Source organism: Pedobacter ghigonis (genome assembly GCF_903166585.1).
Lineage (GTDB): Bacteria > Bacteroidota > Bacteroidia > Sphingobacteriales > Sphingobacteriaceae > Pedobacter > Pedobacter ghigonis.
Genome location: NZ_CAESCM010000012.1, coordinates 134,548 through 155,240 on the forward strand (window position 1 = coordinate 134,548; position 20,693 = coordinate 155,240).

General features: G+C 39.9%; 18 protein-coding genes. 16 read left to right on the forward strand and 2 right to left on the reverse strand.

Features of this window, described 5'->3' with window-relative positions:
* Positions 1-27 precede the first annotated feature (27 nt).
* Together HWV58_RS17510 and HWV58_RS17515 are read right to left on the reverse strand one after the other, a co-directional pair.
* The gene (locus HWV58_RS17510; protein WP_124559498.1) at positions 28-756 is read right to left on the reverse strand and encodes a YebC/PmpR family DNA-binding transcriptional regulator; all 729 of its coding nucleotides are present in this window, start codon (positions 754-756) and stop codon (positions 28-30) included.
* Positions 757-857: 101 nt separating this feature from the next.
* Positions 858-1,802, reverse strand: coding sequence for an NAD-dependent epimerase/dehydratase family protein (locus HWV58_RS17515; RefSeq protein WP_175635330.1), 945 nt, complete (start codon positions 1,800-1,802; stop codon positions 858-860).
* A gap of 252 nt (positions 1,803-2,054) precedes the next feature.
* Here HWV58_RS17515 and HWV58_RS17520 point away from each other — a divergent pair, with 252 nt between their 5' ends.
* From HWV58_RS17520 to HWV58_RS17595, 16 genes are all read left to right on the forward strand, one after another.
* Entirely contained in the window at positions 2,055-2,615 is a 561-nt protein-coding gene (locus tag HWV58_RS17520; RefSeq protein ID WP_175635331.1) for a sigma-70 family RNA polymerase sigma factor, read from the forward strand.
* A 105-nt stretch (positions 2,616-2,720) separates the two neighbouring features.
* Positions 2,721-3,743 carry a FecR family protein gene (locus HWV58_RS17525; protein WP_175635332.1) on the forward strand — a complete coding sequence of 341 codons (1,023 nt, stop codon included), beginning with the start codon at positions 2,721-2,723 and terminating at the stop codon, positions 3,741-3,743.
* A 194-nt stretch (positions 3,744-3,937) separates the two neighbouring features.
* Entirely contained in the window at positions 3,938-6,868 is a 2,931-nt protein-coding gene (locus HWV58_RS17530; protein ID WP_175635333.1) for a TonB-dependent receptor, read from the forward strand.
* A 48-nt stretch (positions 6,869-6,916) separates the two neighbouring features.
* The gene (locus HWV58_RS17535) at positions 6,917-7,822 is read left to right on the forward strand and encodes a sugar phosphate isomerase/epimerase family protein (RefSeq protein ID WP_175635334.1); all 906 of its coding nucleotides are present in this window, start codon (positions 6,917-6,919) and stop codon (positions 7,820-7,822) included.
* A 281-nt stretch (positions 7,823-8,103) separates the two neighbouring features.
* Positions 8,104-8,688, forward strand: coding sequence for a gluconate 2-dehydrogenase subunit 3 family protein (locus tag HWV58_RS17540; RefSeq protein ID WP_175635335.1), 585 nt, complete (start codon positions 8,104-8,106; stop codon positions 8,686-8,688).
* Positions 8,689-8,711: 23 nt separating this feature from the next.
* The gene (locus tag HWV58_RS17545) at positions 8,712-10,412 is read left to right on the forward strand and encodes a GMC oxidoreductase (RefSeq protein WP_175635336.1); all 1,701 of its coding nucleotides are present in this window, start codon (positions 8,712-8,714) and stop codon (positions 10,410-10,412) included.
* Between the two features lie 81 nt (positions 10,413-10,493).
* Positions 10,494-11,651 carry a Gfo/Idh/MocA family protein gene (locus HWV58_RS17550; protein ID WP_175635337.1) on the forward strand — a complete coding sequence of 386 codons (1,158 nt, stop codon included), beginning with the start codon at positions 10,494-10,496 and terminating at the stop codon, positions 11,649-11,651.
* Between the two features lie 9 nt (positions 11,652-11,660).
* A complete protein-coding gene (locus HWV58_RS17555; protein WP_175635338.1) occupies positions 11,661-12,713 on the forward strand; it encodes a sugar phosphate isomerase/epimerase family protein in 1,053 nt (350 codons plus the stop codon).
* A gap of 91 nt (positions 12,714-12,804) precedes the next feature.
* Positions 12,805-13,188, forward strand: a complete 384-nt coding sequence (locus HWV58_RS17560) for a c-type cytochrome (protein ID WP_090771714.1) — start codon at positions 12,805-12,807, stop codon at positions 13,186-13,188.
* A 32-nt stretch (positions 13,189-13,220) separates the two neighbouring features.
* The gene (locus tag HWV58_RS17565) at positions 13,221-14,678 is read left to right on the forward strand and encodes a Gfo/Idh/MocA family protein (protein ID WP_175635339.1); all 1,458 of its coding nucleotides are present in this window, start codon (positions 13,221-13,223) and stop codon (positions 14,676-14,678) included.
* A 53-nt stretch (positions 14,679-14,731) separates the two neighbouring features.
* The gene (locus tag HWV58_RS17570; RefSeq protein WP_175635340.1) at positions 14,732-15,412 is read left to right on the forward strand and encodes a 3-keto-disaccharide hydrolase; all 681 of its coding nucleotides are present in this window, start codon (positions 14,732-14,734) and stop codon (positions 15,410-15,412) included.
* Between the two features lie 153 nt (positions 15,413-15,565).
* Complete coding sequence (locus HWV58_RS17575; RefSeq protein WP_175635341.1) at positions 15,566-16,807, forward strand: nucleoside permease; 1,242 nt, start codon at positions 15,566-15,568, stop codon at positions 16,805-16,807.
* A gap of 1 nt (position 16,808) precedes the next feature.
* The gene (locus tag HWV58_RS17580) at positions 16,809-17,699 is read left to right on the forward strand and encodes a hydroxypyruvate isomerase family protein (RefSeq protein ID WP_175635342.1); all 891 of its coding nucleotides are present in this window, start codon (positions 16,809-16,811) and stop codon (positions 17,697-17,699) included.
* A gap of 45 nt (positions 17,700-17,744) precedes the next feature.
* Positions 17,745-18,584: a sugar phosphate isomerase/epimerase family protein gene (locus HWV58_RS17585; protein WP_235972756.1), complete on the forward strand. Its 840-nt coding sequence runs from the start codon at positions 17,745-17,747 to the stop codon at positions 18,582-18,584.
* 10 nt (positions 18,585-18,594) lie between these two features.
* Positions 18,595-19,464 (forward strand): sugar phosphate isomerase/epimerase family protein, encoded by an 870-nt coding sequence (locus HWV58_RS17590; RefSeq protein WP_175635344.1) that lies wholly within the window; start codon positions 18,595-18,597, stop codon positions 19,462-19,464.
* A 233-nt stretch (positions 19,465-19,697) separates the two neighbouring features.
* Positions 19,698-20,687, forward strand: a complete 990-nt coding sequence (locus HWV58_RS17595) for an aspartate-semialdehyde dehydrogenase (RefSeq protein WP_175635345.1) — start codon at positions 19,698-19,700, stop codon at positions 20,685-20,687.
* The last annotated feature ends 6 nt before the right edge of the window (positions 20,688-20,693 follow it).

Here is a 20,693-nt window from a genome sequence, read left to right on the forward strand (position 1 = left end):
ACCTTTTCTATAACATATCAAATGCTATTACTCAGCCATATTGTGGTAAACCGCCTGCACATCATCATCCTCTTCCAGTTTATCAATCAGTTTTAAAACATCGGCTGCCTGCTCTTCTGTAACCTCGTGGTGCGATAAGGCAATGCGCTCCAATTTAGAACTTTTTAATTCAATACCTTTTTCTTCCAGTGCTTTTTGTAAAGAACCAAAGTTTTCGAATGCTCCCTGTGCAACAGCGATATCATTTCCTTCCTCATCGGCTTCTACATATAGTTCTTCCAAACCTGCATCAATCAATTCGAACTCCAGTTCTTCAAGATCTAAACCATCGGCAGGCACAAAACGGAAAATAGATTTGCGGTTGAAAACAAAGTCTAAAGAACCCGTTTTACCCAAAGTTCCATTGGTTTTATTAAAGTAACTGCGCACATTGGCTACAGTACGGTTGGTGTTATCAGTTGCCGTTTCAATCAAAACTGCTACTCCGTGAGGTGCATAACCTTCGTAAACAATTTCTTCGTAATTGGCCAGCGATTTATCAGATGCACGCTTGATAGCTGCTTCTACCCTATCCTTAGGCATGTTTACTGCTTTAGCATTTTGCATTGCAGTACGTAAACGCGAGTTGGTTTCAGGATGAGGTCCCGATTCCTTAACTGCCATTACAATATCTTTACCAATACGCGTAAACTGAACCGCCATTTTGGCCCAACGCTTAAATTTTCTTTCTTTTCTAAATTCGAATGCTCTTCCCATTTTTTTTGTTCTGATTGGTTAACTGTTTAATTGTCCAAACCGGTTAATTGCATTTTGCAACGATTTAAACAATTAACCATTTTAAACAGTTAACCAAAATCTTATTTTTTTAAATTCTTTAACATGTCAATTGTCAGTTTCGATAAATCGAACTCTGGTTTCCAGCCCCAGTCTTTAGCGGCATAGTTATCATCAATAGAACGTGGCCAGCTGTTGGCAATTTGCTGGCGCGGATCTTTATCGGTGTAAGTTAAGGTAAAATCAGGAATATGCTTTCTGATCTCGGCAGCTAAAACCTCTGGTGTAAAGCTAACCCCTGCAAAATTATAGCTGCTGCGTACCGAAATCTGATCGGCAGGAGCATCCATCAATTCGATTGTACCACGGATGGCATCATCCATATACATCATCGGCAATTCGGTTTCGGCATTTAAGAAACTCTGGTAACTGCCTTTTTTAAGCGCATCGTGGAAAATGTGAATGGCATAATCAGTAGTTCCACCTCCCGGTGCAGCTTTCCAGCTAATTAATCCCGGGTAACGGATACTGCGTACATCCAATCCATATTTCTGGTTATAATACTCGCACCAGCGTTCACCAGCCAGTTTACTGATACCATAAACCGTATTCGGATCCATTACACAATATTGCAAAGTATGATCTTTTGGCGAATTTGGTCCAAACACAGCAATTGAGCTTGGCCAGTATACTTTTGCCGTTTTATATTCAAGCGCTAAATCCAATACATTTAGCAAACCGTTCATATTTAAATCCCAGGCTAATTTCGGGTTCTGCTCGCCCGTTGCCGATAATAATGCTGCCAGCAGGTAAACCTGCGTTGGCCTGTATTTGTGAAAAATGCCTTTGATCATTTCCTTATCAAGTACATTTACAAATTCGAACGGCGCAGAATTTTTGATATCGTAATCAGGCCTGCGAATATCGCATGCAACCACGTTATCATCGCCGTATATCTTACGCAAAGTGGTTACCAATTCGGTACCAATCTGTCCGTTAGAGCCTAAAACAACAATTTTTTCCTGCATATTTTTTTTGAGATTGAGCAAAGTTAAAAAAATGAGATAAAAGGTGATAAATTATTTATACTTAGTAGGTAAGTTGGTTAACTGTTTAGCTGGATCAGGTTAATTGTTTAAATTGTATAAACTAGTTAACTGTGAATTGCAAACTGCTTAGCTGGACTAATAAACTTTAAAGCATTTCAACAATAAAGCATTCCAACTTTAAAACTTAAAATTTATACATTTACGATACTTAGCCTACAATCAAATAAACCAATGATTCCTTTTGAGCCTGAAAGTTCTGATGATTTACTTCACCGTCTAAAATTGGGCGACAAGCAGGCTTACGAAAAAGTTTATTTCACCTATAGTAAAGAGTTATTACTGGCTGCCTATAAAAAAACCGGCGATAAAGTAATTGCCGAAGAGCTGGTACAGAATATTTTTATCTCACTTTGGGAAAAACGTGCTGAAGCCAAAATCAATAACCTGCAGGCATATTTGTTCGGGGCTTTAAAACTAAGTGTAATTAACCACATCAGAAGTTTGGTGATGGAAAATAAGTATGTGCAATACCAAAGCCTTACCTACACCGAAGATCATCAGGATACCGCCAATTTAGTCGCGCTTCACGACCTTTCAGCCATTATCGAACAAGGCATCAATTCGCTCCCCGAAAAAACACAGGAAGTTTTCAGGCTCAGCCGCTACAAGCATCAATCTACCAAAGACATTTCGGCAGGATTAAACATTTCTGAAAAAGCTGTAGAATACCACATTACCCAGTCTATTAAAAGGATTAAAGAATACATTAAAAATTTTTACATCTTTTTATAGCTGAATATCAGTTATTTATAAAATAATTTCATTTTTCTGCACAGTTGCTTTAGGGTTTGCCCCCCGCTGTGTTACTTGTATATATAAAGCCAAATATTCTTTCTTATGGATCAGAAATCATTCTACGATTTATTAAGCCGTTATGAAAACGGAAATTGTACCGAAGCCGAAAAGCTTTGGGTTGATAAATGGTACCATAACATCAATAACAAGAATTTTAATGATTTGTCTTCAGCTGCACTCGATGAAATGCAGGCGAATACCTGGATTAGCATCAACAATATTGAACAACAACCAAAAACAGCCTTAAAAATTAAAAAGCTGTGGCCAAAGCTGGCTATTGCAGCATCAATAACCATTGCCTTTTTAATTGGAGGTTTATATTTTGTCCGTTACAATCCTGCTGAGCAAGCATTCATTAGCGAAAACAGCGACTTAAGCTTAATCAGCAAAACCAATGATACTGATCGTCCCATCATTATATCGCTTAGCGATTCAAGTACAGTAACACTTAAACCGCAGGCTAATATTCTTTATCCAAAGGTTTTTGCTGCCGGTAAAAGAACGGTTTATTTAAAAGGAACCGCTTTCTTTTCGGTAAGCAAAAACCCTAACAAACCTTTTTATGTGTACAATCAAAAACTGGTTGTGCGTGTGCTGGGTACCAGCTTTTGGGTAAAATCATCTACAGACAAAATGCCTGCTCAGGTTGCCGTAAGAACCGGAAAAGTTCAGGTTCAGGAAAATGCCAAAAGTTCTCTTTTTGGTTTCTCAGCACAAAAACTGGCTAAACCCATTTTACTTACCCCCAACCAGAAAGGTATTTTTGCCGATCATAATTTAAAGAAAACTTTAGTAAGCAAACCCATTCCTTTGGCCGAGGCTTACAACGTGCCCACAAGTTTGAGTTATAACTTTAAAGAAGAAAGCATCAAAGATATTTTCAAAACCTTATCTGAGGCTTACGGAATTGACATAAAATCTGATAACGAACAGATTTCCAATTACACCTTTACAGGAGATTTAACTAAAAAAGGGCTTTATGAGCAGCTCGACCTTATTTGCGGAACCATATCAAGCAAATATTATATCCAGGGAACCAGTATCGTGGTTTCGAATAAAAACTAACCAAATATATAAAAACGATGAACAAGAACCACAACACCAACAGCCCGTAACCGCGGCCCGATTTTCCATAATATTTTTCTAAAAAACAAAGCCGACAATGTGGGGCATTGCCGGCGAGCTAAATACAAAGAAATGTATTCATGGTATTCCTATGTCCAATAAATCCAATCATTTAATGAACAATAACCAAATTTATGAAAAAAAATCAACTTATTTCGCTGGCGATATATGCAATGAGAGTTTCGATTTACCAAATACTTGCAATAATTATTTTTACCTGTGCTGCATTCGCTAAAAATGTAGGCGCCCAGGAATTCCTGAATAAACCTATTTCGATCAAAGCCGATCAAACCGATATTAAAACCATTATTGAAAAAACGGAGCTGCTTGCCAATGTAAAGTTTGTGTACAGCCCTCAATTAATCAACTCCGACAGGAAAATTTCTGTCAACGTAGTCAACCAAAAACTTAAATACTTTCTTGAGAATTCGCTAAAGCGTTATGACGTGGGATATAGGATAGTTAAAGATCAGATTCTGCTCTATTCTATTCCCGCCAATAACAACCTGGCATTATTAAAGGCTTTTGAAGGTATAGTTACCGGTAAAGTTACCGACAGCAAGGGCACCCCTATTCCGGGAGTATCTGTTACAGTAAAAGGGAAAAGCATTGGTACTACAACTGATGAGAATGGTGCTTTCGCGTTAAAAGGCCTCACCGTTGATAGTCGCGTACTGGTAGTAAGATATGTAGGTTATATTTCTAAAGAAGTAAACCTATCTGCAGGCAATGCCGATGAAAACCTGAACATCAGTTTATCAGAAGATAACCTACAATTAGAGAGTGTGATGGTAACTGGCGGTAACCCGAAGAAAAAACTGGAAAGCAGCGTGGCCCTTACCTCGGTAAGCAATAAGGATATTACCAACAGGGCTCCTTTAAACAGTACCGATTTATTAAAAGCAATACCGGGTTTAACGGTTGAAAGTACAGGTGGCGACGGGCCGGGTAACGTTTGGGTAAGGGGCTTTCCGCAACAGGGAGGTTATATTTTCCTGGGAATTCAGGAAGATGGATTACCGCTTTTGCCAACAGGATTCAACACCAATCCATCTGTAGATCAATACTATAAAACAGATTTAACCATTCAGAATATCGAAGCCGTTAGAGGTGGTAATGCCTCAATCATTCAGGCCAATACCCCTGGAGCTGTGGTTAATAACCTCAGCTACGTAGGTGCCGATAAACAATATGGTCAGTTTAAATTTACTACTGGTTTTTCGCAAGGCTTATACCGCTTTGATGGCAATACGGGTGGAAAAATAAACGACCAGATTAAATACAACATCGGAGGTTTTTACCGTACCGATAATGGCGTAGTAGATCAGGGTTTTAATCCGGCCAACCAGGGTGGACAAATTAAAGGCAACATGACTTTTAATTTCAAGAACAACAAAGGTTTTATCCGCCTTTACGGAAAATACCTGAATGATAAAGTTCAGTTTTTGTTAACCAGTTACTATCCTTACGATGGTACCGGCAAACCAACCACTTACCGCGATTACGATATGGCTTCACAATCTATCGTTCCGCTACAAACCGAATGGAGTTACAACGATCCGGCAACCGGCAACCACAACTTTAGTTTAACAGATGGTATCCATACCAAATTAGGATCAGCAGGTTTTCAATTCAACTACCTAACCGATGGAGGTTGGCAGATTGTTAACAATTTCCGTTATCAAAATACCCATACCAATTCTACTTATACTGTTCCAGCCGGAATTGCAGCGAGAACTGCAGCTACCCCCTATTATTATCCGGGTGGTGCCGCAGCACCTTTTGTTACCGGCGATTATGTAATTACTTCATCGGCCAATGGGCAAATCAATAGTGATGTGCAGCTTGTAAATTACCTGGATTTAAAGAAAACCATTAAAAACCATAGTTTAGGTATAGGTGCTGGCATCCATCAGTATAACCGCGATGATTTACGCTATGCTTTCCGTTCATTCTCAGAGTTTAAAGAGCATCCGAGTATCTTATTGCAATCGCCAACTGCTGCTGAGCGAACAATCCAAACTAAAAACACTTTTATTGGCGATACCAGAACATTATCTGCATATGCTAGTGATGAGATTAAAATTTCGGAGCAATGGCGCTTAGATATTGGCGCAAGGATCGATAACCAAAATGTAAAAGGCGATAGACCATATTACGCTTTAAATGCAAACGGCACCGTAAACACAACTGCAGCCGCTACCTCAACAATATTAGGTTATACCGCCTACGATGAAACCTTAACCAACTGGTCGGCCTCTTTGGGAGCAAACTATAAAATAAACAATACTGCCAGCATTTTTGCAAGAGCTACAAAAGCTTATAACGCACCTAACATTGGCGATTATAATGCAGCAGCCTATAATGCGGCGAACATTAAAAAACGTCCGGTTTATTTAGGTGAGATTGGTTTTAAATATGCCAAAAACAACCTGGCTATTTTTGCTTCAGGAAGTTACTCGGCCATTAAAAATGTATCGTTAACCATCAATGTGCCAACAACAGCGGCAGGCACGCAGGCCCTGGTGGCTTTTGGTTCTACCCGTACCTGGAGTGCCGAATATGAAGTATCGTATAAAATTGCCAAACCATTGAGCTTACGCTTAACCGGAACATTACAGGATTCTAAATACACCGATTACGAAGCATCAACCAAAGGAAATGCAGCGGTACTTGCCGAATTTGGAGATCGCGTTTACAGCTTTACCGGTAAAAGAACCGAACGCGTTCCGGTTTTAAACACCGAGCTTGGTGCCAATTACGATTATAAAAACTTTAACTTATATGTAGCTGCAAATTATGTAGGCAGCCGTTTCACCTCGCCAAGCGATAGCTACAGGCTACCTGCGTACGTAGTAATGAAAGCGGGTGCAGGGTACAATTTCACTAAAAAAGTTTCAATAAGATTTTGGGCAGACAACCTGTTAAATGCAAAAGTGTTGACAGAGGGCGATGTTCGCGGAGATCAGTTCAGAGATTTCTCGGCCGTAACCCCTGGCACATTAATGATTGGCAGAACATTACTTCAACGTACTTTCTGGGGATCATTGGCTTATTCATTCTAACAAATAAAACCGGAGTTTACGCTCCGGTTTTTTTAATTCTAAAACATCATGACAACAAGAAGATCATTTTTACAAAAGGTAAGCTTAGCTGGTGCAGCAGCCTTTTTAAATCCATCAGTTATTACATCGGCTTTAGCCCAACCCGCAAAACTTTCGAAAATCGGCATCGGCTTGTTTACTTTGCGTGAACAGTTAACTGCCGATGTTAAGGCAACCATAGCACAAGTAGCCAGCATTGGCTATAACCAGGTAGAAACTTATTATGGCTATCCCGGCAAATATGAAGTAAAAGGCTTTTGGGGCCTGGAAGCCAGAGATTTTAATGCACTATTAAAAGCTAACGGGCTCACTTCGCCCAGCGGACACTACAATGTAACCGAATTTCTTTCTACCGGTGATGATAAAGTATTAAAATCGCACATCGAAACCGCAGCTACAGTTAGCCAGAAATACTTTGTCATCCCCGCACTACCAACCGATATCAGAACCAATGGAACATTAGACGATTACAAGCGTATGGCTGCAAAATTTAACCAGGTTGCAGAACTTTGCCAAAAATCGGGTTTAAAATTAGCCTACCATAACCACAACTTCGAGTTTAAAGTACAGGAAAATAACCTTACGGGCTATGATATTTTATTAAATGAAACTGAGGCGAAGCTAGTGGGTTTTGAACTCGATATTTTTTGGGCAGTAAATGCAGGCTTAAACCCTGTTGATCTGTTTAAGAAAAATCCCGGCCGTTATAAAATGTTTCATGTTAAGGATATGGATAAAACAGATAAAGCAGTATTTACCGAAGTAGGCTCGGGCAGAATAGATTTCAGGTCTGTTTTTGCAGCTTCAAAACTGGCCGGTGTAGATTATATTTTTACCGAACAAGACCTGATTAAAAAAGCACCTTTTGAAAGTATAACAGAAAGCTACAATTACATTAAAAAGAACCTGCTTTAAATCCACAATTTCTGCCAAAATTAAGCCCGCTAAAAATTCACTGGTAAATAATACTTTCATCATCACTAAATGTACTTTTTACACCAAGTAAATTAAGCATAAAAAATGGCTCAAACGCGGTTTAAACACACAAAAACAGCATTATTTAGAATAATTATCCGGAGTAACAATTACGTTGCGTATCAATAATTTAACGGTATAACCTTAATGTTTCCATTATATTTTTTCTAATATTACTCATTCAACACATAACATAACCAATATATAAAACCATAAATACGATGCATAGAAGAGAAGCACTCAAAAACGTTGCATTTTTGCTGGGAGGAGCAATCTCAGCAAGCACAATGGGCGTTTTATTTGAAAGTTTTACGCTCCCGGAAAACGAAAAAAACTTCGTACAGTATTCTATTGAGGATGAGAAGATTTTTGCTGAATTTGCTGATATCATTGTTCCAACTACCCAGTCATCTGCTGGTGCCAAAGCTGCCGGATTAGGTAAGTTTATACCGATGATGATGAAAGATTGTTACCCTGCTGCCATGCAAACTTCTTTTGCAAATGGATTTAAAGCCCTTCAGGCTAAATCGATGAAAGATTTCGGAAAAAGCTACATCACCTTAACCCTTGCCGACCGCAAAAAGTTAATGGCTGATTTAAGAACCATTGCGATTGCACAGAAAGAAACCAAATCAGAAGACAACAAAGATTTAGCTTATTTCTTCATTACCGCACGCGATTTAACTTTGCTGGGTTATTACTCATCCGAAATTGGTTGCACCAAAGCAAGAGCCTATGTTCTTGTTCCAGGCCGTTATGATGGCAATACTACCTTAAAGCCAGGCCAAAAATCATGGGCTACCTAACATCAAAACAACGACAAAACATCATGAATTTAAATACAAATTTAAAAGCAGAAAATACTTACGATGCTATTGTTATAGGATCGGGGATTAGTGGCGGCTGGGCTGCAAAAGAACTTACCGAAAAGGGTTTACGTGTTTTGATGCTCGAAAGAGGGATGAACATTGAACACATTACGGGTTATGAAACCGCAATGAAAAATCCATGGGATTTTAAACATGCAGGTAAATTAACTGAAGAGCAAAAACGTACCCACCCGGTACAAAAAAGAGATTACCCTTACCAGGAAGCGAACGAAAAATGGTGGGTAAACGATTTGGAATGCCCATATACAGAAGATAAACGTTTCGATTGGTACCGTGGTTTCCATGTGGGTGGTAAATCGCTAATGTGGGGCCGTCAGAGCTACCGTTTAAGCGATCATAACTTCGAAGATAACGCAAGAGACGGTCACGGAAGCGACTGGCCACTTCGTTATGCCGAGCTTTCGCCATGGTACGATTATGCCGAGCGTTTTGCAGGTATCAGTGGTTCTAACGAAAACTGGCCAACCTGTCCGGATGGACAGTTTTTACCCCCAATGGATTTAAACATTGTTGAAAAATCGGTAAAAGCACGTATAGAAGAACATTACAAAAGAGAACGGATTATGATGATTGGCCGTGTGGCTAACCTTACCGTTCCGCATAAAGGCCGTGGCAATTGCCAGTACAGAAATTTATGTAGCCGCGGTTGTCCGTTTGGTGCATATTTCAGTACGCAATCTTCTACCCTGCCTGCTGCTATGGCTACTAAACGTTTAACGTTAAGGCCATACTCTATTGTAAACCACATTATTTACGATAAAGACACCAAAAAAGCTAAAGGTGTAATGGTTATTGATGCGCAAACCAACAAAACAATGGAGTTTTATGCCAAAATTGTTTTTGTAAATGGTTCTACTTTAGGTTCTACTTTTATCTTGTTAAACTCTACTTCCGAGGCTCATCCAAATGGTTTGGGTAATGGCAGCGGTCAGTTAGGGCACAACTTAATGGATCACCACTTCCGTTGTGGTGCATCGGGCGAGGCTGAAGGTTTCGACGATAAATACACCTATGGCCGTCGTGCAAATGGTATTTACATTCCAAGGTATCAAAACATCGGAAACGATAAACGCGATTATTTACGTGGTTTCGGTTATCAGGGAGGTGCAAGCAGAAGCAACTGGCAAAATGATGTGGCCGAGTTATCATTCGGAGCAGATCTGAAAGAAAAAATGACCAAACCAGGCAAATGGAGCATGGGCTTGGGTGGTTTCGGAGAGATGTTGCCATATTACGAAAACAAGGTTTACATTGATAAAACCAAAAAAGATAAATGGGGACAACCGGTATTGGCCATTGATTGCGAATACAAAGAAAACGAGAAAAAAATGCGTACGGATATGATGAATGATGCTGCTGAAATGTTAGAAAAAGCAGGCATGAAAAACATCAAAACCTACGATAATGGTTGCTATCCGGGTATGGCCATTCACGAAATGGGTACTGCCAGAATGGGTAACGATCCAAAAACGTCGGTACTGAACAAATGGAACCAGATGCATGAGGTGAATAACGTTTTCGTAACCGATGGATCATGTATGCCATCTATCGCCTGCCAAAACCCATCGTTAACATTTATGGCGCTAACAGCGCGTGCGGCAGATTACGCAGTAAAAGAATTAAAGAAAAAGAATATCTAGAAAGGTTTAAGGTGAAAGGTTTAAGGTATAAGGTAAATATCCCTATGCCTTAAGCCTTTTACCCTATTCCCCATACTCAACATGAAAAGAAAATTAAGAATGGGCATGATAGGCGGTGGAAAAGACGCCTTTATCGGTGCCGTACACCGTTTGGCCGCTAACATGGATGGCCTTATTGAATTATCTGCAGGAGCTTTAAGTATTAACCCCGAAGTTGGTTATGAATCAGGAAAGCTTCTTTTCCTTCCTGATAACCGGATTTACACCAGTTATGAAGAAATGCTGACAAAAGAAAGTGAATTGCCAGCAGATGAAAGAATTGACTTTGTAACCATTGTTACGCCAAATTTTGCCCACTTTGCACCAGCAATGATGGCATTGGATAAAGGTTTCAATGTAGTAATAGAAAAACCAATGACTTTAACTTTAGACGAAGCTAAACAGCTACAGGCTAAAGTAGAAGAAACCGGCCTAACCCTTTGTTTAACCCACACTTACTCGGGCTACCCAATGGTTAAGCAGGCCAAGCAAATGGTAAGCGAAGGCGAACTGGGTGCTATCCGTAAAATTGTGGTAGAATATCCGCAAGGTTGGTTAAGTACACTTTCAGAGCGCGAAGGCAATGCACAGGCAGCCTGGCGTACCGATCCATCTAAAACCGGAAAAAGCGGTTCAATGGGCGATATTGGTACACACGCAGCACACCTTGCTGAATACATTTCAGGATTAAAAATCGCTAAAATTTGTGCCGATTTAAACATTGTTGTAACTGGAAGGGCTATTGATGATGATGGTAACGTATTGTTGAAATTTGATAACGGAGCTAACGGCGTATTGGTGGCTTCGCAAATTGCCGCAGGTGAAGAAAATGCATTAAAAATTAGGGTATATGGCGAAAAAGGTGGTTTAGAATGGCACCAAATGGAACCAAACACCTTAATTGTAAGATGGTTAAACGCACCTGCTCAGATTTACAGAACGGGTAACGGCTATATGGGTAGTTTTGCAAAACACAATACCCGTACACCAGGCGGTCACCCTGAAGGCTATTTAGAAGCATTTGCTAACATTTATAGAAACTTTGCGCTTACCGTAGATGCAAAATTAAATAATGAGCAACCTACCGCAGAAATGCTTGATTTTCCAGGTACCCAAGATGGTATAAGAGGAATGGCATTTATCGAAAATGTGGTGGCTTCAAGCCAATCAGATCAAAAATGGTTAGACTATAAACTATAACAATCCGGCATGACAACGATAAAAGGACCCGCTGTATTTTTAGCGCAGTTTATAAGCGATGAAGCACCATTTAACACACTTGATAACATTTGCAAATGGGCTGCTGACTTAGGCTTTAAAGGTATTCAGATGCCAACACTGGATGCACGCTTTATTGATCTTAAACAAGCAGCTGAGAGCAAAACCTATGCTGATGAGTTAAAAGGTAAAATTGCAGCTCACGGTTTAGAGATAACAGAGCTATCAACACACTTACAAGGTCAGCTGGTTGCAGTTCACCCTGCTTACGATGACCTGTTTGATGCCTTTGCACCAAAAGAAGTACACAAAAACCCAAAAGCACGGACTGAGTGGGCGGTGCAACAGATGAAATATGCGGCCAAAGCATCGCAGAACCTGGGCTTAAATGCCCATGCTACCTTTAGCGGTTCGTTGTTATGGCAATATTTTCACCCCTGGCCACAACGCCCGGCAGGTTTGGTAGAAGAAGGTTTTGCCGAACTGGCCAAACGCTGGACACCAATTTTGAACGAATTTGACCAGTGCGGTGTAGATGTATGCTACGAAATACACCCTGGCGAAGATTTATTCGATGGAGAAACTTACGAAATGTTCCTTGCGGCGGTAAACAATCACCCAAGGGCATGCTTATTGTATGATCCATCACACTTTGTGTTACAGCAGTTAGATTACATCCAGTACATTGATTTTTACCACGAGAGAATTAAAGCCTTTCATGTTAAGGATGCAGAATTTAATCCAACGGGTAAACAAGGTACTTTTGGCGGTTACCAAAGCTGGGCAAATCGTGCCGGCCGTTACCGTTCTCCTGGCGATGGACAGGTAGATTTTAAAACCATCTTCAGTAAACTGGCTCAATACGATTTTAAAGGTTGGGCCGTTATGGAGTGGGAATGCTGCATTAAAAATCAGCAGGATGGTGCACGCGAAGGTGCCGATTTTATTAAAAAGAACATTATCAACGTAACCGATAAAGCATTCGACGATTTTGCTGCATCGGGAAGTGACAGTGCTTTCAATAAAAAAATATTAGGACTATAAGATTAGCAATATACCATAGAACCAGCATAAGCAAAACAAGACAATTACCGCTTGTGCAGGTTCAAATAAGAATAAAAACAATAAACACACAATGAAAAAAACATTTTTAATTTTAGGCGCTGTAGTCATTTTTATGGCGTCTTTCACGAAAGCAGATTTAGCGAAAGAGAAAAGTGCAGTTGCAACAGCAACAATGGCAAACCATGCCTTTCAATCAAACCCAGGTGAAAAACTGATCAACAAAAACGATTGTTTAGGCTGCCACAACAAAACCAATAAAATTATTGGCCCTGCTTATGTAGATATTGCAAAAAAATATCCGGCTACCGAGAAAAACATTAACATGTTAGCCGACAAAATTATTAAAGGTGGTACCGGAGTTTGGGGCAACATGCCGATGACTGCTCATGCTACGCTTAAAAAAGACGATGCAAAATTAATGGTAAAATATATTTTGTCTCTGAAAAAGAAATAATTTAACCTCATTAGCAAATCGATTTACCTCATATGAAAACAGAGCAAGAAAATAAAACCACGAGTAACCGTCGTGATTTTATTAAAACAACAGCTATCGCTGCTGCTGCATTTATGATCGTTCCGCGCCACGTTTTGGGCGGTCCGGGGTATTTGGCACCAAGCGACCGCTTACTGGTTGCCGGTATCGGTGTTGGCGGAAAAGGCCAAAGCGATTTAGATATGTTCTACAAAAGCGGAAAAGCAGATATCGCTTTTCTTTGTGATGTAGACGATCGCCGCGCTGCCAACAGTGTTAAGGCTTTCCCAAAAGCCAAATACTATAAAGACTGGCGCGAAATGCTGGATAAGGAGCATAAAAACTTCGATGCTGTCTCTGTTTCCACTCCCGACCATAACCATGCAATTCAGGCATTGGCAGCCATGCAACTGGGTAAACATGTGTATGTTCAGAAACCATTAACACACGATATTTACGAGGCCCGCATTTTAACTGCAGCTTCGAAAAAGTATAAGGTAGTTACGCAAATGGGTAATCAGGGAGCATCAAACGATGGTCCGCGCCAAATGAAAGAATGGTACGAAGCCGGTTTAATTGGCGATGTACATACCGTTTATGCCTGGACCAACCGTCCGGTGTGGCCTCAGGGTATTCCATGGCCAAGCCAAAAGGCAGAAATTCCGAAAGAATTAGACTGGAATTTATGGTTGGGCACTGCCCCTGAAAAAGATTTTGTTGATAAACTGGTTCCTTTCAACTGGCGTGGCTGGTGGGATTACGGAACAGGTGCATTGGGCGATATGGGTTGTCACTTAATCGAAGCTCCTTTTAGCGTACTGAATTTAAAATACGCCAAAGAAGTTGAGGCTAGTGTAGGCTCTGTATATGTTGATGAGTTTAAACGCGGCTATTTCCCTGAAAGTTGCCCGCCATCAAGCCATGTTACCTTAAAATTCCCTAAAACCGACAAAACAATAGGCGATGTAACCTTGCATTGGATGGACGGCGGTATACAACCCGAACGCCCTGAAGAATTAGAAGCAAACGAAACTTTTGGCGATGGTGGTAATGGTACTTTATTTATCGGTACCAAAGGTAAAATGATGTCCGAAACCTATAGTGCTAATCCGAAATTATTGCCTTTAAGCAGAAATAAGGATATTAAAGTCGCACCTAAGTATGCACGTGTACCTAACGGTGCTAACGGCCACTATAAACAATGGGTAGAGGCAGCTATTGCAGGCTACGGCAAGCAGGAAGTAAGTTCTCCTTTCGAAATTGCCGGTCCGTTAACCGAAGCACTGTTGATGGCCAACCTGGCAATCAGAAGTTTCGATATTCAGAAAACCGTAAATGGTAAAGTTACTTACCCGGGCAGATACACGAAAATGCTTTGGGATAACAACAACATGAAAGTAACCAACTTTGATGAAGCAAACCAGTTTGTAAAACGCGAATACCGCAAAGGCTGGAATAATTTAACACTTTAATAATCACAAACCCCATAGGTTTTTAAAACCTGTGAGGTTTAATTAAAAATAACATGAAAAAAATCTTTCTTTCTGCTTGCATCTTATTAGCAGTTACACAAATATCAAAAGCTCAAAAAGGCTTTAAACCATTGTTTGATGGTAAAACTACCACTGGCTGGCACACCTATAACAAAACAACTGTAGGTAGCGCATGGCAGGTACAAGACGGTGCACTGCATTTAGATTTAGCGACCAAAGGAAAAGATGGTGGCGGCGACTTAGTTACCGACAAAGAATATGGCGATTACCATTTAAAATATGAGTGGAAAGTTGCACCAAAAGCTAACAGCGGACTTATCTTTTATGTACACGAAGAGCCTAAATACCATGCAACTTATTCAACAGGTTTAGAAATGCAGGTAATTGATAACGATGGCCACCCTGATGGCAAAATTACCAAACACCGTGCAGGCGATTTGTACGATCTTGTTAAAAGTTCTTCAGAGCCTGTAAAAGCAGTTGGAGAATGGAATAAAGCTGAAATTATTAGCAAAAAGGGTAAATTAACCTTAATATTAAACGGTGTTGAAGTGGTTAAAACCACCCTTTGGGATGATAACTGGAAAAACCTTGTAGCAGGCAGTAAATTTGCTACCTGGGAAAACTGGGGTACTTTTAAAACCGGTAAAATTGCTTTGCAAGATCACGGCGATGAAGTTTGGTACAAAAACATCTCTATAAAAGAGCTTTAAATAAGGAAAATGTAGGAGGGAAAATGTATGATGTGAATTATACATTTTCCCTCTTAACAAATCCAGTTAAAATATTATAAACAGTAAGATGTGTTTTAGGAAACCTTTCCATTATCCGTCTTACCTCAACCATTTTACACAATTACTGACCAAATGAATAACACTACTCGCTTTAAACTCTCTGCCATGATGTTCCTGGAATTTTTTATCTGGGGCGCCTGGTTTGTTACCCTGGGTACTTTCTTAGGAAATAATTTAAAGGCTACTGGTGCCGAAACCGGAGCTGTATTTTCTACTCAATCATGGGGTGCTATCATTGCCCCTTTTATTGTTGGTTTAATTGCCGACAGATATTTTAACGCTGAGCGTATTTTAGGCGTTTTACACATTGTCGGTGCTATATTAATGTACCAGATGTACAACGCAACCGATGTGAGTGTATTCTATCCTTACGTTTTGGGTTACATGATTCTTTTCATGCCTACCCTGGCCCTGGTAAACTCTGTTTCATTTAATCAAATGAACGATCCGGAGAAAGAATTTTCTTCTATCCGTATCTGGGGAACCATTGGCTGGATTGCCGCTGGCTTATTAATCAGTTACTTTTTCCACTGGGATTCGAAAGAAGGTACCGAAGCTGGTTTATTGAAAAACACTTTCCTCATGGCAGGAATTGTTTCTTTAGTACTAGGATTATTCAGTTTCACTTTGCCTAAAACGCCACCAAAAGTTTCATCTGACGAGAAAGTCACCATTTCTGACGTATTGGGCCTTGATGCCTTAAAACTATTAAAAGACAGAAACTTCCTGATTTTCTTTATCTCGTCTATCTTAATTTGTATTCCACTGGCATTCTACTACCAGAATGCAAATCCATTCCTTTCTAATATTGGGGTTGATAATCCAACGGGTAAAATGACTATTGGTCAGGCTTCAGAAGTGCTCTTCCTATTATTTATACCTGTATTTTTTAAACGTTTCGGCTTTAAAATGACCATTTTGGTGGGTATGTTGGCCTGGGCAGTACGTTATGCCCTGTTTGCTTACGGAAATGCTGGAGAATTAAGCTTCATGTTAATTTTAGGTATCGCTTTACACGGGGTATGTTACGATTTCTTCTTTGTGTCTGGTCAGATTTATACCAACTCTAAAGCTGGCGAAAGATTTAAAAGTTCAGCACAGGGCTTAATCACTTTGGCTACTTACGGTGTGGGTATGTTAATCGGTTTCGCAGTTGCAGGAAAAATATCTGATGCCTATAAAGCAGTAGATGGTACTATGGACTGGAAAATGATCTGGATCATTCCTGCAGGTATTGCGTTGGTGGTATTTTTGCTTTTCGCATTGATATTTAACGATAAAACCAAATCAGAAGTAGAAGCTAAAACTGTTTAATATGGCCTCAAACATCAATAGGAGAAATGCATTAAAGAACATCGTTGCAGGTACTGCTGCAGTAGGTGTTTCTTCAGGACTATCAGCCCTTGCAATGGATAAATCAGAATCAAACGAGCCGCTAAGGCTAAAAGGAAATATTAACCATGCGGTATGTCGCTGGTGTTTTAGTAGTTTCGATGTAGAAGCGCTTTGCGTTGAAGCAAAAAAAATTGGCATTAAAGGGATTGATCTGGTTGGTCCGAAAGACTGGCCTACCTTAAAAAAGCACGGTTTAGAATCCACCATGTGCAATGGTGCGGAAATTAACCTGGTTGATGGTTTTAACGATGAAAAATTTCACGAAAAGCTCATCAAAAACTATACTGAAATGATCCCGCTTGTAGCGGCAGCCGGTTATAAAAACCTGATCTGCTTTAGCGGTAACCGCCGTGGAAAAGACGATGAAACCGGATGGAACAATTGTGTAAAAGGACTTAAACAGTTAATCCCTTTGGCAGAAAAACACAATGTTGTACTGGTAATGGAACTCTTAAACAGCAAGCTAAACCATAAAGATTACCAATGCGACAGAACCTCGTGGGGTGCCGAGCTTTGCAAACGTTTAGGTTCAGAAAATTTCAAATTGCTGTACGATATTTATCACATGCAGATTGATGAAGGTGATGTAATCAGAAACATCAGGGATTATCACCAGTACATTGCACACTACCACACCGCTGGTGTACCAGGCCGTAATGAAATAGACGATACCCAGGAACTTTACTACCCTGCCATTATGAAAGCCATTGCCGAAACCGGCTTTAAAGGTTACGTTGCACAAGAATTTATACCTAAACAAGCAGATAAAATAGCTTCATTGAAAAAAGCCGTTGCAATCTGCGATATTTAATATTACGTTATGATATCAAGAAGAAATTTTATAATAAACAGCAGTATGGCTGCAGCCGCAGCACTTTTGGTTCCATCATTCGTTTTTGCAGCTGCCGATAAAAGAGCAGTGGGCCTGCAGCTTTACTCTTTGAGGGATGAATTACCAAAAGATGTAAAAGGAACAATTGCAAAAATTGCCAAAGCCGGTTTCAAAGAAGTAGAAACCTATGGTTTTTCTATCAAAGATCAGTTTTGGGGTTTAACACCTGCACAATTTAAAAAACTGCTTGATGATAATGGATTAAAAGCTCCAAGTGGTCATTATGGCTTGGGCAGTTACCTAAACGATGGCAATACCACCGAGTTAAAAGCAGCAATTGCAGCAGCCAAAGTTCTTAAAAGCGAGTATGTAACCATTCCCTGGTTAGATTCAGGCATCAGAAAAAATGCTGAAGATTACAAGAAAATTGCGGCAAGAATAAACGAAGCAGGCAAAATGTGTAAAGCAGCTGGAATCCGTTTGGCTTATCACAACCACAATTTCGAATTCGAAAAAATTGGTAATACCACGGGTTACGAAATTTTATTAAAAGGTACCGATAAAAAATTAGTCGATTTCGAACTTGATTTGTATTGGGTGGTACGCTCTGGAAACGATCCTATAAAACTGTTTAAAGAAAATCCGGGTCGTTTTACCATGTGGCATGTTAAAGATATGGACAAAGCCAACCCGGCTCTAAATGCTGAAGTAGGTACTGGTGCCATTAATTTCAAACCGATTTTTGCCCAGGCAAAACTTTCGGGAATGAAACATTTCTTTGTAGAGCACGAAACCAACTACAAACCAAACCCAATGGCTTCGGTTGCCGCGAGCTGCGCTTATATTAAAAAGGAAATTATTTAATTTTTAAGAGATGAATTCAAGAAGAACATTCTTAAAACAAGCAGGATTAGCTGCCGGAGCAGCCTTACTGATCCCCTCTTTCGCATTCGATAAACCGAAGAAAAATATTGGTTTACAACTTTATACCTTGCGCGATGAATTACCGAAAGATGTAAAAGGCGTTATCGAAAAGGTAGCACAAGCCGGATACAAAGAAGTAGAAACCTATGGTTTCTCAAACGGTAAATTCTGGGGTTTAACGCCAAAAGAATTTAAAGCCCTGTTGGATGCAAACGGCTTAAAAGCTCCAAGCGGCCACTACGGTATGGACGATTTTGTGAAAACCGGAAGAACCGATAAATTAAAAGCTGATATCGAATCATCTGCAGCTATTGGCGGTAAATATTTTACCATTGCAGGAGCACATGTTGATACCAGCAAAGGCGCAGATGGTTTCAAAAAAACTGCCGAAAACTTTAACAAGGTTGCCGAAATTGCTAAAGCATCGGGCTTAAAATTTGCCTACCACAACCACGATTTCGAATTCAAGAAAATAGATGATATAACCGGTTACGACGTTTATCTAAGCGAAACAGACAAAAACCTGGTTAATTTTGAATTGGACTTATACTGGGTAGTACGTTCGGGTAACGATCCGTTGGCTTTGTTTAAAAAGTATCCTGGCCGTTTCCCGATGTGGCATGTAAAGGATATGGACAAAACCAAACGAGAGTGGAATACCGAAGTTGGAAATGGATCAATTGATTTTAAAACCATTTTTGCCCAGGCTAAACTTTCGGGTATGCAGCATTTCTTTGTTGAGCACGAAACCAATTACAAACCCGATCCAATCGGTTCTATCAAAACAAGTTGCGATTACATTAAAGCGAACTTGATCTAGTTTATAAAAACCCCGAAGATTTAAACCTTCGGGGTTTTCTTTTCTCCTTTCAGCTTTAGGCTTACCTTTCTACATCTAATTATATTTTCTTCAAAAAATCATATTCCTTATTGAAAAAATAATATTTCTGCCATTAAAAGCAAATTAAATTGGTAACAATAGGGATATAAGCTTAATTTTTAGCATATTTGGGCTTACATCAAATGTTTAATAAAATATAATTAAAATTTAAAATGAAAGTAGCAGTAGTAGGTGCCACCGGTTTGGTAGGCACTGTCATGTTAAAAGTATTGGAGGAAAGAAATTTCCCTTTAACAGAGTTAATTCCCGTAGCATCTGAGAAGAGTGTTGGTAAGGAAATTACTTTTAAGGGTAAGAAGTTCCCAATTGTTAGCATGGATACCGCTATCAGCATGAAACCAGATATCGCTTTATTTTCTGCTGGTGGAAGCACCTCTTTAGAGCATGCACCACGCTTTAAAGAAGCCGGAACTACAGTAATCGATAACTCTTCTGCATGGAGGATGGACCCTGCCATTAAACTGGTAGTGCCAGAGGTTAATGCCCACGAGCTTTCTATCGATAATAAAATTATTGCCAACCCGAACTGTTCTACCATTCAAATGGTGGTGGTTTTAAAACCTTTGCACGATAAATATAAAATCAAACGTGTAGTGGTTTCAACCTACCAATCAGTTACCGGAACTGGCGTAAAAGCTGTAGAGCAGTTAATGAACGAACGTAAAGGCGTTGATGGCCCTAAAGCTTATCCCTACGAAATCGATTTAAACGTACTTCCTCATATTGATGTTTTCACCGAAAACGGATACACCAAAGAAGAAATGAAAATGGTGAAGGAAACGAACAAAATCATGAGCGACGACAGCATTAAAGTTACAGCAACTACAGTTCGTATCCCGGTAATGGGTGGTCACTCAGAATCAGTAAACATCGAGTTCGAAAATGATTTCGATTTAGCTGAAGTACGCAGTATTTTAGAAAAAGCGCCAGGCGTAATCGTTGTAGATGACGTGGCGAATTTAAAATACCCAATGCCAAAAGATGCACACGAAAAAGACGAGGTTTTTGTAGGCCGTATCCGCAGGGATGAATCGGCTCCTAAAGCGTTAAACCTTTGGATTGTTGCCGATAACTTACGCAAAGGTGCTGCAACCAATGCCGTTCAAATTGCCGAATACCTGATTCAAAAAGAATTAGTTTAATCAATA